12 protein-coding genes are annotated in these 14,220 nt (G+C 74.5%); 6 read left to right on the top strand and 6 right to left on the bottom strand.

Annotation, left to right across the window (positions count from 1 at the left end; all coding sequences use genetic code 11):
* Positions 1-134: 134 nt before the first annotated feature.
* From DEJ43_RS11255 to DEJ43_RS11245, 3 genes are read right to left on the bottom strand one after another with little or no spacing between them, the layout of a single operon-like run.
* Positions 135-560 carry a hypothetical protein gene (locus DEJ43_RS11255; protein WP_015033473.1) on the bottom strand — a complete coding sequence of 142 codons (426 nt, stop codon included), beginning with the start codon at positions 558-560 and terminating at the stop codon, positions 135-137.
* Positions 557-2,269 (bottom strand): right-handed parallel beta-helix repeat-containing protein, encoded by a 1,713-nt coding sequence (locus DEJ43_RS11250; protein WP_015033472.1) that lies wholly within the window; start codon positions 2,267-2,269, stop codon positions 557-559. Before DEJ43_RS11250 ends, DEJ43_RS11255 begins: the two co-directional genes overlap by 4 nt.
* 16 nt (positions 2,270-2,285) lie before the next feature.
* Positions 2,286-3,047: an aminotransferase class IV gene (locus DEJ43_RS11245; RefSeq protein ID WP_015033471.1), complete on the bottom strand. Its 762-nt coding sequence runs from the start codon at positions 3,045-3,047 to the stop codon at positions 2,286-2,288.
* Positions 3,048-3,139: 92 nt separating this feature from the next.
* Between DEJ43_RS11245 and DEJ43_RS11240 the strand changes: the two genes are divergently transcribed.
* The 4 genes from DEJ43_RS11240 to cutA are packed head-to-tail and all read left to right on the top strand — an operon-like array spanning position 3,140 to position 8,165.
* Positions 3,140-3,772 (top strand): NADPH-dependent FMN reductase, encoded by a 633-nt coding sequence (locus DEJ43_RS11240; RefSeq protein WP_015033470.1) that lies wholly within the window; start codon positions 3,140-3,142, stop codon positions 3,770-3,772.
* Between the two features lie 12 nt (positions 3,773-3,784).
* The gene (locus DEJ43_RS11235) at positions 3,785-5,518 is read left to right on the top strand and encodes an ABC transporter ATP-binding protein (RefSeq protein WP_015033469.1); all 1,734 of its coding nucleotides are present in this window, start codon (positions 3,785-3,787) and stop codon (positions 5,516-5,518) included.
* A complete protein-coding gene (locus tag DEJ43_RS11230) occupies positions 5,515-7,449 on the top strand; it encodes an ABC transporter ATP-binding protein (protein ID WP_015033468.1) in 1,935 nt (644 codons plus the stop codon). Before DEJ43_RS11235 ends, DEJ43_RS11230 begins: the two co-directional genes overlap by 4 nt.
* Positions 7,446-8,165: a divalent cation tolerance protein CutA gene (gene cutA / locus DEJ43_RS11225; protein ID WP_015033467.1), complete on the top strand. Its 720-nt coding sequence runs from the start codon at positions 7,446-7,448 to the stop codon at positions 8,163-8,165. Before DEJ43_RS11230 ends, cutA begins: the two co-directional genes overlap by 4 nt.
* Here the strand turns inward: cutA and DEJ43_RS11220 are convergent.
* Genes DEJ43_RS11220 through DEJ43_RS11210 form a run of 3 tightly spaced genes read right to left on the bottom strand, consistent with a single transcriptional unit; the run spans position 8,131 to position 11,812 of the window.
* The gene (locus DEJ43_RS11220) at positions 8,131-10,290 is read right to left on the bottom strand and encodes a molybdopterin oxidoreductase family protein (RefSeq protein WP_041662360.1); all 2,160 of its coding nucleotides are present in this window, start codon (positions 10,288-10,290) and stop codon (positions 8,131-8,133) included. The two genes, cutA and DEJ43_RS11220, sit on opposite strands and share 35 nt — an antisense overlap.
* Before the next feature lie 45 nt (positions 10,291-10,335).
* Positions 10,336-11,052: a SanA/YdcF family protein gene (locus DEJ43_RS11215; protein WP_015033465.1), complete on the bottom strand. Its 717-nt coding sequence runs from the start codon at positions 11,050-11,052 to the stop codon at positions 10,336-10,338.
* 34 nt (positions 11,053-11,086) lie between these two features.
* A complete protein-coding gene (locus DEJ43_RS11210) occupies positions 11,087-11,812 on the bottom strand; it encodes an aquaporin (protein WP_015033464.1) in 726 nt (241 codons plus the stop codon).
* Between the two features lie 285 nt (positions 11,813-12,097).
* On the opposite strand from DEJ43_RS11210, the gene DEJ43_RS11205 reads away from it, so the two are divergent.
* Both DEJ43_RS11205 and DEJ43_RS11200 read left to right on the top strand, forming a co-directional pair.
* Positions 12,098-12,862, top strand: a complete 765-nt coding sequence (locus tag DEJ43_RS11205; RefSeq protein ID WP_015033463.1) for a sirohydrochlorin chelatase — start codon at positions 12,098-12,100, stop codon at positions 12,860-12,862.
* 35 nt (positions 12,863-12,897) lie between these two features.
* The gene (locus tag DEJ43_RS11200; protein WP_015033462.1) at positions 12,898-14,217 is read left to right on the top strand and encodes a deoxyguanosinetriphosphate triphosphohydrolase; all 1,320 of its coding nucleotides are present in this window, start codon (positions 12,898-12,900) and stop codon (positions 14,215-14,217) included.
* The last annotated feature ends 3 nt before the right edge of the window (positions 14,218-14,220 follow it).

Raw genomic sequence — 14,220 nt, 5'->3', positions numbered from 1 at the left:
CCGCGCGCACCCCGCCTCCTGATGAGGCATCAGGATTGGGCCGTCCGATACGGTGTGGCGCCTGGATTTTCTGCGTTTACGCAGGTCAGCACGGGTTTCATGGTGTCAGCTGACGCTCCGTGCCGAACGGGTGACTACCCGATCCCGGTCAGGCCGCCGATCGCCGCCAGCGCCCAGGCCTGCGCCCCGGTCGTCGCCCCGGCCGCGACGCCGGTCGCCACCGGGGCGAGGACGCCCCGGAGGGTGGCGAGCGCCCGCCGCACCCTGCTCTCCTCGACCGGCGCGTCCCGGCCGATCGCCGCGAGGACCTCCCCGGCCGCCTCCTCGGCGTCCTGCCGGTCCCGGTCGGCGAGGCCCTGCCGGGGGAGCTCGCGCAGGAGCGTGTTCACCCGCTCGGCGAGCTCCTCGTACCCGGGCGCGACCGTGCTGTTGTTCTGCTGGTTCTGGGTGACGTTCTCGTTGTCCCAGGCGAACTGGCCCTGTGACACGGGGCCGTTGAACACCGGCCCGCTGTAGTGGTTCACCCGCGGTGCGTCGTTGTCGTCCGGTCGGTCGTTCATGAGCGGGAACCGTCCCCTTCCGTTCGCTGCTGGTGCTGGCTGACGTTCTCGTTGCCCCAGGCCACCTGGATGTCGCGGACCGGCCCGTTGAAGACCGGTCCGTTGAAGATGTTGACGATCTGCGGCGGCGGCCCGGCCGGCTTCTCCGGGTGCCGGACGACCTTGAGGGAGGTCCGCAGCCCGACCAGGTCGACCCGGCCGTTGCCGATGACCGCCACCCCCGTGGTGCCGTCCACGGCGCAGTCGACGAGCTGCCCGCCGGCCTGCTCCTCGAAGCTCGCGCCGGCCGCCGCGCAGTCCGTGAACGTGCTCTGCGCGACGTCCACATAGGCCGAACCGGTCCCGTACAGGCCGAGCGCCGCCGAGCCGGTCACGGTGAGGTTCCGGGCGAGGAACTGCCCGCTGCCGAGGGTCGCGGCGCCGCCGCCGCTCACCGCGGTGACGGTGCTGTCGGTGACCCGCAGCCGGGCCTCCTCGGTGACGCCGAAGCCCAGCGCGCCGCCTTCCGCAGTCACGTCCTCGACGGTGACCCGGGACTGGCCGCCGATGGCCACGGCGGCCAGCGCGACGTCGCGGAAGACGCCGCCGGAGACCTCGGCGGTGGTGCCGCCGTCGCCCCGGACCTCCAGGCCGGCCGCGCAGCGCTCCACCCGTACCCGCGCGAAGGCCGCCCCGCTCCCGTCGAGGACCCGCAGCGCGCTGTTGGCGAGGTCCTCGACCTGGACCTCGGTGAAGCGGCCCCGGGCGCCCCCGGTGACGGCGATGCCGACGTTCCCGCGCTCGACGCGGCAGCGGAGCAGTTCGGGCGCGCCGCCCCTGGTCGAGAACACCGCGACGTTGCCCGCGTTCACGATCCGGCAGTCCTCGAAGGTGCCGCGGGCCTCGGTCTGGACGTTGATGCCGGTGTCGTGGCAGTCGGTCAGGACGCAGCCGCGGACCACCGGGTCGGCGCCGCTCGCCGCGCCGATGCCGTGCCGGGCGTCGGTGACCCGGGTGGTGTCGACGGAGCCCCGGGACTGCTCGATGAACATGATCCCCTCCGCGTGCACGGCGGTGATCGCGCAGTCCGCCACGGCGAGCCGGGCCCGGGTGTCGGCCATCAGGGCCGCCTTGCCGGTGCCGGTCAGCTCGCAGCCGACGACCTCGGCGCCGGCGTCGCAGACCCGCACGCCGTGGATGCGGCTGCCTTCGATCCGGCTGCCCCGGACCGTGACGAGGGCGCCGTTGATCGCGGCGATCGCGTTGTCGGCGGCGTCGGTGAGGCGGCAGCGCTCGACGAGCCCCCGGCCGCCGTCGAACAGGACCCGCCCGTGCAGGACCGCGCTGTCCCGCAGGGTGACGGAGGTGCCGGGCCGGGCGTGGACGGCGACGCCCCGGCGCGCCTGGATCCGGGTGTGCTCCAGGGTGAGGCTTCCCGAGCCGCAGCCGACGACGTCCGCCTCGCCGCCGATCAGGGTGAGACCCTGGATGTGGACGGTCCCGAAGGCGTCGAGGACGGCGCCCCCGGGCCGCTCGACGACGACGGTTCCGGGGCCCTCGGCCGCGCTGAGGCGCACCTCGCCCCGGACGGTGAACGCCTCCTCGTAGCGGCCGGGCGCGATCTCGATCAGTGCCGGCTTTCCCCGCGCGGCGGCGGCCCGGAGCGCCGACGTGATGTCGGGGTGGGTGCGGCGGCCGCCGCGCGGTGAGACCACGTATCGCGCGACCATCAGGTTCGAGCCCCCTCTACAGCGCGTCCCACTCCACCGAGTCGTACGCCGAGTACACCCGTCCCATGAGCTCCTCGTCCACCGCGAACGTCACGTCGTCGATCGCCGTCACGGGGGAGATGCCGCGGGAGTTGGTGGTGAACGCCGCCCGGTAGCCCGGCAGATCGGCGAGGGTGACCGGGCGGCTGACCGACTCCAGGCGGGACCGCAGCAGGAGCATGGCGATGCCGTCGAGGCAGGGCGCCGACGGCCAGACCAGTGAACTGCCGTCCCAGAAGCCGATGTTGGTGATCGCGCCCTCGGCGATCTCGCCGTACGGTGAGGTGAGCAGGGCCTCGTCGTAGCCGGCGCGGCGGGCCGCTTCGAGGTGGTAGCTCTGGCCGAAGCCGCCCAGGTGCTTGATGTGCGCGGCGGGCCGCCAGTACTCGACGGTGGTCAGTCGCCGCGGTGCGCCGGGGCCGTCCGGCGTCGGCGGGGCGACGGTCACCGCGATGCGGGGGCCCTCGTACACGTAGACCCGTACCGAGGCGTCGCGTTGCCCGGAGGTCTTCAGGGCGCCGGCGATCAGGGCGCGGACCCGCCGGCCGGGGAGCTCCTGGCCGAAGAGTTCGCGGGTGGCGCCGTCGAGCCGGGCGAGGTGCAGGTCGAGGCCCTTCACGCGCCCGTCGCGCACTTGCATGGCGGTGAAGTGGCCGTAGCCGCTCATCAGGGTGGCGAGCAGGGCCGGGTCGGCCGCCGGGTCGCCGTCGATCTCGATGTGCGGGGGTGCGGTCGTCATGGACTCACCGTACGGCGGCGGAGGGGGCCTTGGGAAAGTCCCCCGGGCCGGCGCTTGACCTCAACCAAACTTGAGGTACCACGATCATCGACATGGACATCACGAACGCCGCCACGGCCACCGTCTCCGCCGCGCCCGCCGCCGCGCCCGCCCCCCTCACCCTCGCCCTCGTCGTCGCCAGCGACCGCGAAGGCCGCTTCGGTCACGTCGTCGCCGACTGGTTCCGCTCCCGGCTCGCCGAGCGCCAGGACTTCACCCCCACCGTCGTCGACCTCGCCGAGGTCGACCTCCCCACCTCCCTCTCCTACGACCCGTCCCCGGCCGTCCGCGCCCAACTCGCCAAGGTCACCCCGGTCCTGGAGGCCGCCGACGCCTTCGTCGTCGTCACCCCCGAGTACAACCACTCCTTCCCCGCCTCCCTCAAGAACCTGATCGACCGGCACTACACCGAATGGCAGGCCAAGCCGGTCGGCTTCGTCTCCTACGGCGGCATCTCCGGCGGCCTGCGAGCCGTCGAGCAACTCCGCCAGGTCTACGCCGAGATGCACGCCGTCACCGTCCGCGAGACGGTCTCCTTCCACCACGCCCACGGGCTGTTCGACGAGGACGGCCGTCACAAGGACCCCTCCGCCGCCGAGACCGCCGCCAAGGCCCTCCTCGACCAGCTCGCCTGGTGGGGGCGCGCCCTCAAGGACGCCAAGTCCGTCCGCCCCTACGGTTCGTGAGGGGACGTCACCATGCTGCTCCGTCTCTTACGCCCCCGGCTCAGGCCGTACCGGCCCCTCCTCGTCCTCCTCATCGCCCTCCAGCTCGTCCAGACCCTCGCCTCCCTCGCCCTGCCCGCCCTCAACGCCGGCGTCATCGACCAGGGCGTGCTGCGCGGCGACACCGGCCGCGTCCTCAGCGGCGGCGCCACGATGGCCGCCGTCACCCTGCTCCAGGCGGCGGCCGCGGCCGCCGCCACCTGGACCGGCGCGAAGATCGCCATGGGCGTCGCCCGTGACCTGCGCTCCGAGGTCTTCCGCCGGGTGCAGGAGTTCTCCGCCCAGGAGCGGGGCCGGTTCGGCGCCGCCTCCCTCATCACCCGGACGACCAACGACATCCAGCAGGTCCAGGCGTTCACCGTGCTCGTCCTGACCATGCTGGTCGCCGCACCGCTGCTCTGCGTCGGCGGCATCGCCATGGCCCTGCGCCAGGACGTGCCGCTCGCCCTGGTCCTGCTGCTCTTCGTGCCCGTGATGACCGGGGCCGTCGGCACCGTCGTGCTGCGCATGCGGCCGCTCTTCCGGGGCATGCAGCAGCGCGTCGACCGGGCCAACCGGGTGCTGCGCGAGCAGATCACCGGCGTCCGGGTGGTCCGCGCCTTCGTCCGCGACCGGCACGAGCGGCAGCGGTTCGCCGCCGCCAACGACGAACTCCTCTCCGTCGGCCTGCGGGCCGGCCGGCTCCAGGCCCTGATGTTCCCCACGGTGCTCGTCCTCTGGCAGCTGACCACCGTCGCCCTCGTCTACGTCGGCGCCCACCGGATCGACTCGGGCGCCCTCCAGCCGGGCGGGCTCGTCGCCTTCCTCGGCTATCTGCTGCAGACCTCGATGTCCGTGATGATGGTCCTCTTCCTCCTCATGCACATGCCCCGGGCCCAGGCGGGCGCCGAGCGCGTCCGCGAGGTGCTCGACACCCGGTCGTCCGTCGTCCCGCCGGTCTTCCCGGTCCGGGCCCCGGAGAGCCGCGGGCATCTGGAGGTGCGGAGCGCGGACTTCCGGTACCCGGGCGCGGAGGAGTCCGTGCTCAAGGACGTCGGGCTCGTCGCCCGGCCCGGCGAGACGACCGCGATCATCGGCTCGACCGGCAGCGGCAAGTCGACCCTCCTCGGTCTCGTGCCGCGGCTCTTCGACGCCACCGGCGGCGAAGTCCTCGTCGACGGCGTCGACGTCCGGGACCTCGACCCGCGGCTGATGGCGAAGACCGTCGGACTCGTCCCCCAGAAGCCCTACCTCTTCTCCGGGACCGTCGCCACCAACCTGCGGTACGGCAAGCCCGACGCCACCGACGAGGAACTCTGGCACGCCCTGGAGGTCGCCCAGGCCGCCGACTTCGTACGGAAACTGGAGCACGGCCTCGGCGCGCCCGTCTCCCAGGGCGGCACCAACTTCTCCGGCGGCCAGCGGCAGCGGCTCGCCATCGCCCGGGTCCTCGTCGCCCGCCCGCGCCTCTACCTCTTCGACGACTCCTTCTCCGCCCTCGACCCCGGGACCGACGCCCGGCTCCGCGCCGCCCTGCGGGAGGAGACGGCGGACGCGACGGTCGTCATCGTCGCCCAGCGGGTCTCCACCATCCGCCAGGCCGACCGGATCGTCGTCCTCGACCGGGGCCGCAGCGTCGGCACCGGCACCCACACGTCCCTGATGCGGGACAGCGCCACCTACCGGGAGATCGTCCTCTCCCAGCTCACCGAGGAGGAAGCCGCATGAGTACGGCCACGGAGAGCCGCACCGGGAAGGAATCCGCCCCGGAGAGCGGCCCGGGGAAGGAGCCGGCCACGGGGACCCGTCCCCGGCAGGGGACCGCCCCGGCCCGCGTCGGCCCCGCCGCCTCCCAGCGCGGCCCCGGCCTCACCACCCCCGGCGTCGAACGCTCCCTCTCCTTCCGCTCCTCCGGCCTCCGCCTCCTGCGCACCCTCGCCCCCGACCGCACCCGCCTCCTCGGCGTCCTCGCCGCCGGCGCCGCGGCCGTCGCCCTCACCGTCCTCAGCCCACTCCTCCTCGGCCGCGCCACCGACCTCGTCGTCACCGGCGCCACCGGCCCCACCGGGGTCGACTTCCCCGCCGTGGGACGGCTGCTCGCCCTCTCCCTCCTGATCGTCGCCGGGTCCTCGTTCCTCACCTGGGTCCAGCTGCGGATCGCCACCACCGTCGTCCAGCGGGCCGGCCACCGACTCCGCCAGGAGGCCCAGCACAAGCTGGCCCGGCTGCCCCTCACCTATCTCGACCGGCAGTCGCGCGGCGAGGTCCTCTCCCGCACCACCAACGACATCGACAACATCGTCCAGACCCTCCAGCAGGCCTTCAGCCAGATGGTCCGGGCCCTGCTGACCCTGGTCGGCGTCCTCGTGATGATGTTCTGGGTCTCCCCGCTGCTCGCCCTCGTCGCCCTCGCCACCGTGCCCGTCTCCATCGCCGTCGCCGGCTTCGTCGGGCGGCGCGCCCAGCCGCAGTTCGTGAAGCAGTGGGCGGTCACCGGCCGGCTCGGCAGCCACGTCGAGGAGATGATCACCGGGCACACCGAGGTCGTCGTCTTCGGCCGCCGCGAGGAGGCCGTGCGCCGCTTCGACGAACTGGGCGAGGAGCTGTACCGGGCGAGCTTCCGCGCCCAGTTCGTGTCCGGCTTCATCCAGCCCGCGCTGACCTTCGTCGGCAACCTCAACTACGTCGTCATCGCCGTCGTCGGAGGACTGCGGGTGGCGAGCGGCACCCTGTCCGTCGGAGACGTGCAGGCCTTCATCCAGTACTCGTACGACTTCAACGGCCCGATCACCCAGGTCGCCGCGATGGCCAACCTCCTCCAGTCCGGAGTGGCCTCCGCCGAGCGGGTCTTCGACCTCCTCGACGCCGAGGAGGAGTCCCCGGAACCGGCCGAACCGCGGCGCCCGGCACGGCTCACCGGCCGGGTCGCCTTCGAACAGGTCTCCTTCCGCTACGAGCCGGACGAGCCGCTCATCGAGGACCTGTCGCTCACCGTCGAGCCGGGCCGGACCGTCGCCATCGTCGGCCCCACCGGCGCCGGCAAGACGACCCTGGTCAACCTGCTCATGCGCTTCCACGAGGTGACCGGCGGCCGGATCACCCTCGACGGCGTCGACACCGCCGCGATGACCCGGGAGGAACTGCGCTCCGGCATCGGCATGGTCCTCCAGGACACCTGGCTGTTCGGCGGCACCATCGCCGACAACATCGCGTACGGCGTGCCCGGCGAGGTCTCGCGCGAGCGGATCGTGGCGGCCGCCCGGGCCGCGCACGCCGACCGCTTCGTCCGCACCCTGCCCGCCGGGTACGACACCGTCCTCGACGAGGACGGCGGCGGCCTCAGCGCCGGCGAGAAGCAGCTGATCACCCTCGCCCGCGCCTTCCTCTCCGACCCGGTGATCCTCGTCCTCGACGAGGCCACCAGCTCCGTGGACACCCGCACCGAGGTCCTCGTCCAGCGGGCGATGTCCTCGCTCCGCGCGGGCCGCACCAGCTTCGTCGTGGCCCACCGGCTCTCCACGATCCGGGACGCCGACACCATCCTGGTGATGGACGGCGGCTCCATCGCCGAACAGGGCACCCACGAGGAACTCCTCGCCGCCGGGGGCGCGTACGCCCGGCTGCACGCGGCCCAGTTCGCCCGTACGGTGGAGACGTGATCGTCACCGTCCGCACCACCACCGACGCCCGCGCCAAGGCAGCCGCCCTGGCGCGCGGCGCCGTCGAGGCCCGGCTCGTGGCCTGCGCGCAGATCTCCGGGCCCGTCACCTCCGTGTACCACTGGCAGGGCGCGGTCGAGACCACCGAGGAGTGGGAGGTGGTGTTCAAGACCACCGAGGCCCGCTACCCGGCCCTGGAGGCGCACCTCCTCGCCGCCCACGACTACGAGACGCCCGAGATCCTCGCCACCCGGGTGACCCGCGTCAGCGAGGAGTACGCCCGCTGGGTCGAACGGGAGACCGCCGCGGCCGAACCGGTCGCGACCCCCGCCCACGACGAGCGGCCCTTCTTCGTCTACGGGACGCTGCGCCCGGGCGCGTACAACCACGACCGGTTCCTGGCCGGCCGGATCGGCGCCGAGGCGGACGCCGTGCTGCACGGGGCCGTGCTGCGGGACGGGCCGGGCTATCCGTACGTGGTCCCGGCGGAGGAGGGCCGGGTCGTCGGCACCCTGCTCACCCCCGCGGACGGCTCGTACGGCGAGCTGTTCGGCCTGCTCGACCGCCTTGAGCTGCCCGTCGGGTACGAGCGGGTGGCGATGGACGTCGTACGCGTACGGGACGGGGCGCGGGTCTCCGCCTGGGTCTTCCTGGCGGCGCCGGACGCACCGCTCGGCCCGGTCATCGAGAGCGGCGACTGGTTCGACCGCCCGTAGCGGGTGTCTCGCCGATGGCGCCCCCGGTGGAGAGCGGCTCCAGGCGCACCGCGCACACTTTGAACTCGGGCATCCGGGAGATCGGGTCGAGCGCAGGGTTGACCAGGGTGTTGGCCCGTCCCTCGCCCGCCCAGTGGAACGGCATGAAGACGGTGTCCGGCCGGATGGCCGCGGTGATCCGGGCCGGGGCGACGGCCCGCCCGCGCCGCGACACGACCGCGAGCTCCTCGCCCTCGGCGACCCCGAGCCGCTCGGCGAGCCGCGGGTGGAGCTCCACGAAGGGCCCGGGCGCCGCCGCGTTCAGCTCCTCGACCCGCCGGGTCTGCGCGCCCGACTGGTACTGGGAGACGACCCGGCCGGTGGTGAGGACGACGGGGTACTCGGCGTCCGTCTCCTCGGCCGCCGCCCGGTGCACCACCGGAACGAACCGGGCCCGCCCGTCGGGCGTCGCGAACCGGTCGAGGAAGAGCCGGGGGGTGCCCGCGTGCTCGGGCTCGCCGGGACCGGTCTCCGGGCAGGGCCAGAACACGCCCTGCTCCTCCTCGATCCGCCGGTAGCTGATGCCCGCGTAGTCGGCGGGCCCGCCGGCCGAGGCGCGCCGCAGCTCCTCGAAGACCTCCTCCGGGTCGGCGGAGAAACCCTTCTCCCAGCCGAGCAGGCCGGCCAGCGCGTGCAGCACCTCCAGGTCGCTGCGGACCCCCGGCGGAGGGGTGAGGGCGCGGCGGCGGAGCAGCACCCGGCCCTCCAGGTTGGTCATGGTGCCGGTCTCCTCCGCCCACTGGGTGACGGGCAGGACGACGTCGGCGAGCGCCGCGGTCTCCGAGAGCACCACGTCCGCGACGGCGAGGAAGTCCAGCGAGCGCAGCCGGCCCTCGACGTGCGCGGCGCGCGGCGCGGACACCACCGGGTTGGAACCCATGAGGAGCAGCGCCTTCACGTCGCCGCCGAGGGCGTCGAGGAGCTCGTACGCGCTCCGCCCCGGCCCCGGCAGCGACTCGGGGGGCACCCCCCAGACCCCGGCCACGTGCGCGCGGGCGGCCGGGTCGTCGAGCTTGCGGTAGCCGGGCAGCTGGTCGGCCTTCTGGCCGTGCTCGCGGCCGCCCTGGCCGTTGCCCTGGCCGGTGAGGCAGCCGTAGCCGCTGAGCGGCCGGCCCGCCTTGCCGGTGGCCAGGCAGAGGTTGATCCAGGCGCCGACGGTGTCGGTGCCCTTGGACTGCTGCTCGGGGCCGCGCGCGGTCAGCACCATGCCGGTGGCGGCGTCGCCGAACAGCGCGACGGCCTCCCGGAGCAGCGGCACCGGCACGCCGGTGATCCGTTCGACCTGCTCGGGCCAGTGGGACATCGCCCCGGCGCGCGCGGCCTCCCAGCCGGTGGTGCGCTCACGGACGAACTCCTCGTCCACCCGGCCCTCGGCGACGACCAGGTGCAGCAGGCCCAGGGCGAGCGCGAGGTCGGTGCCGGGGCGGGGCGCGAGGTGGAGGTCGGCGTGTTCGGCGGTGCGGGTGCGGCGCGGGTCGACGACGATCAGCTTGCCGCCGTTCTCCTTCAGTTCGGTGAGGTAGCGCAGCGCGGGGGGCATGGTCTCGGCGAGGTTGGAGCCGACGAGGATCACGCAGCCGGTCTTCGGGATGTCCTCCAGGGGGAAGGGCAGCCCCCGGTCGAGCCCGAACGCCCTGCCGTGCGCGGCCGCCGCCGACGACATGCAGAAGCGCCCGTTGTAGTCGATCTGCGAGGTGCCGAGGACGAGCCGGGCGAACTTCCCCAGCGTGTACGCCTTCTCGTTGGTGAGACCGCCGCCGCCGAAGACCCCCACGGCGTCGGGACCGTGGTCGGCGCGGGTCCGGCGCAGCCCGTCGGCGACGGCGGCGAGGGCCTCCTCCCAGGACGCCGGTTCCAGGGCCCCGGTGTCAGGGCGTCGGACCAGGGGCCCGGTGAGCCGGACCCGGGAGGAGAGCACGGCGGGGGCGGTGCGGCCCTTGCCGCACAGCGCGCCCCGGTTGACGGGGAAGTCCGTCCGGTCGACCACCTCGGCGGGCAGTTCCGGGGCGCCGGTGGGGCGGAGCGACATGCCGCACTGCAGGGCGCAGTAGGGGCAGTGGGTGGGTACGGCGGTGACCTCGGACATGCCGCCAGGGTGCGCCGGGCGTGTTACGCGGGGCGGCACCGCTGATTACGGGCGCGGTGCCATGCCCTCCGCCGCCGCCGGCCGCGGAGGTGAGGCCAGGGCCTCGGCGACGCCCTTCTCCCGCGGCCCGAGGAAGCGCGGGTCGGGCCGCAGACCGGCGTCGAGGGCGGCCTTGCCGGCCGCGAAGAGCTCCCGGGTGGTGCCGTAGTACCAGGTGCGGTCGTGGGGTTCGGGGACGCCGACGCCGTACGAGTCGACGCCGGCGCGCCCGCAGAGCGCGACGGCCCGCTTGATGTGGAAGTCCTGGGTGACGAGCACGGCCCGGTCGACGCCGAAGACCTTCCGGGCCCGCACGCAGGAGTCCCAGGTGTCGAAACCCGCGTAGTCGCTGACGATCCGGGTGTCCGGCACGCCGCGCGCGGTGAGGTACGCGCGCATGGCGCTGGGTTCGTCGTACGCGGTCCTGCTGTTGTCCCCGGTGACGAGGAGGACCCTGACCTTGCCGCTCCGGTACAGCTCGGCGGCGGTGTCGAGCCGGTGCGCGAGGTACGGGGTGGGGCGGCCGTTCCACAGCCCGGCGCCGAAGACGACGGCGACGTCCCGGGCGGGCACGTCGGCGGTGGTACGGAGCTTCCCGGCGGCGGCGGTGTGCATCCAGGTGACGGGGGCGAGCGCGAGGACCGCGCCCAGCATCACGGCCTGGACGGTACGGCGGCGGCCCCGGGTCGTGCGGGGGACCAGCCGGGAGAGCCGTGCCGGCATGCGGGAACCTCCGGGGGCGTGGGGTGTCGGTCTGTCACCCCGTCCGACGCGCCCGGGGGGCGTTCGGTTCGCCGGCCGTCCGGGGTGTTCCGTACAACACACCGGCCAGGACCATCCCGAGCAGCATCCCGAGGAGCTGGGCGGCGGCGAAGGCGGGCACCGAGGCGGGGGCGATGCCGGTGAACGAGTCGGAGAAGGCGCGGCCGACGGTGGCGGCCGGGTTGGCGAAGGAGCCGGAGGAGGTGAACCAGATCGCCGCGCCGATGTAGCCCGCGACGGCGACCGGGGCGAGTGCGGGGCGGCCGATGTGCCGCAGCCCCTGGACGACGAGGACGAGCCCGGCGGTGGCGACGGCCTCGCCGAGCAGCAGGTGGAGCGCCGTTCGGGACTCGGTGGCCCAGGCGCCCGGGGCCCGGCCGAACATCGCCTCGGCGAGCAGGGCTCCGGCGACGGCTCCGGCGAGCTGGGCGCCGATGTAGGCGAGGACGTCGCGGCCGCCGCCGTCCTCGTGGCGCCGGGACCACCATTCGGAGAGGGTCACGACGGGGTTGAAGTGGGCGCCGGACAGCGGCCCGATGAGGGCGATGAGCAGCCCGAGGCCGATGGCGGACGCGGCGGCGTTGGCGAGCAGCCGGACCCCGATGTCCTGGCTGAGGGAGTCGGCGCGGATGCCGGAGCCGACGATGACGGCGACGAGGGCGCCGGTTCCGATGAACTCGGCGGCGACGCGCCGGGGGAGAGCGGGCGGGGACATTCTCATGGTGGAAAAGATATTCCGTGATTCGGAATGAAAAAAGAGGGCAGGGGAAGGTGCGGCCCTTCTCCGCCGGCCGCCCGGGCCCCCACCGCCGGCCGCCGGGCCCCCGCCGTCGGCCGCCCGTGACCCGGCACGGCACCTCACCACGGGCCGCCCGGCACCCACGCGGCCCGCTGACAGTGCCCGCCGCGGCCCCGTGAGGCCGCCGAAACACCCCCGTACGGGCCCGGAAAGCAGCCGTGACCCCCGCGCAACGGGGAGGCAACGTCCGGCCGCCACGATCGCACCATGACGGAGCCGCACACCCCTCGCCGCCGCCCCACCCTCGTCGCCGTCGGCCACGGCAGCCGGGACCCCAGGGCCCGCGCCACGCTGAGCCGGCTCCTCGACCGGGTCCGCGAGCTGCGGCCCGGGCTCGACGTGCGGCTCGCCCACATCGAACTGAACGCCCCGCTGCTCGACGCCACCCTCGCGGAGCTCGCCGCCGAGGGCCGGGACGCCGTTCTCGTCCCCCTCCTCCTCGCCCCCGGGCACCACGTCACCCACGACCTGCCCGCCGCCCTCGCCGCCGTACCCGCCCTCCGGGCCCGCCTCGCCGCACCCCTCGGCGCGCACCCGCTGCTCGTCGAGGCCCTCGCCGACCGGCTCGCCCAGGCCGGCTGGCCCCCCGGGGACGGCGACTCCCCGGCCACCGGGATCGTCCTCGCCTCCGCCGGCTCCCGCGACCCCCGGTCCGGCGCCGAGACCCGCCGGATCGCGGCCCTGCTCGGCGAGCGGCTCGGCGGCGTCCCCGTCCTCCCCGCCTACGCCTCCGCCGCCGCGCCCACCGTCCCCGAGGCCGTCCGCGTCCTCACCGCCCGCGGCCGCCACCGGATCGCCGTCGCCTCCTGCTTCACCGCCCCCGGCCTCTTCGCCACCCGGGCCGCCGCCCACGCCCCCTGGATCGCCTCCGACCCCCTCGGTGCCCACCCCGCCCTCGCCCGCCTCGTCCTCCACCGCTACGACACGGCGCCCCGCCCGACCACCCGCGGGCGGGAACTCGCCACCGTCTGAGCGCTTCTGTCGGTCCCTCCGGTTACCTTCGAGGCATGGAAGGCATCACGGACACCTCAGGACAGGACACCCCCGCCGACACCCCGGGATACGACTCCGCCGCGACCGAGCGCTGGGACACCGAGCCCGACAAACGCCCCGGGCGCACCGCCTTCCAGCGCGACCGCGCCCGCGTGCTGCACTCCGCCGCGCTGCGCAGGCTCGCCGGCAAGACCCAGGTCGTCACCCCCGGCACCCGGGGCCACGCCTGGGACGCCAGCCCCCGCACCCGGCTCACCCACTCCCTGGAATGCGCCCAGGTCGGCCGGGAGCTCGGCGCCGCCCTCGGCTGCGACCCCGACCTCGTCGAGGCCGCCTGCCTCTCCCACGACATGGGCCACCCGCCCTTCGGGCACAACGGCGAGCAGGCGCTCAACGACGTCGCGAAGGACTGCGGCGGCTTCGAGGGGAACGCCCAGTCGCTCCGCCTCCTCACCCGCATCGAGCCCAAGCGCTTCGTGAAGGACGCCGACGGCGAGCTCGTCAGCGTCGGCCTCAACCTCACCCGGGCCGCCCTCGACGCCGCCACCAAGTACCCGTGGCCGCGCGGCGCACACCCCGAGGACCCCGGCTCGCCCAAGTTCGGCGTGTACGAGGACGACCTGCCCGTCTTCGCCTGGATCCGGGAGGGCGCCCCCGCCCACCGCAAGTGCTTCGAGGCCCAGGTCATGGACTGGTCCGACGACGTCGCCTACTCGGTCCACGACTTCGAGGACGGCCTGCACGCCGGACACATCGACCCCAACCTCCTGCTCGCCGAGCCCGAGCGCGCCGACATCGCCGCCGTCGCCATCGGCCGCTACGTCCCCGAGGACACCGACCCGCAGGAGCTCGCCGAGGCCCTCGACCGGCTCGTCGACCAGGAGTGGTGGCCGCACGGCTACGACGGCTCGGCCGTCGCCCAGGCCCGCCTCAAGGACGCCACCAGCCAGCTCATCGGCCGCTTCTGCCTCGCCGCCGAGGGCGCCACCCGGCAGGCGTACGGCTCGGGCGGCCTCACCCGGTACGGCGCCGAACTGGTCGTCCCCCGCGAGGCGCGCAACGAATGCGCGGTCCTCAAGGCCGTCGCCGACCGGTACGTCATGCAGCGCCCCCAGCAGGAAGCCCTCCGCGCCGACCAGCGCATCGTCGTCGCCGAGCTCGCCGAGGCCCTGGTCGCCCGCGCCCCCGACGGACTCGAACCCCAGTTCCGGTCCCTCTTCGACGCCGCCCGCGACGACCGGGCCCGCAAGCGCGTCATCGTCGACCAGATCGCCTCCCTCACCGACGCCTCCGCCCGCGCCCTGCACGCCGCTCTCCGCCCCCACCACTCCTGACCA

Source organism: Streptomyces venezuelae ATCC 10712 (genome assembly GCF_008639165.1).
Taxonomy (GTDB): Bacteria; Actinomycetota; Actinomycetes; order Streptomycetales; family Streptomycetaceae; genus Streptomyces; species Streptomyces venezuelae.
Note: the sequence above shows the minus strand (reverse complement) of the source record. Positions and strands in the feature narration are given on the sequence as shown.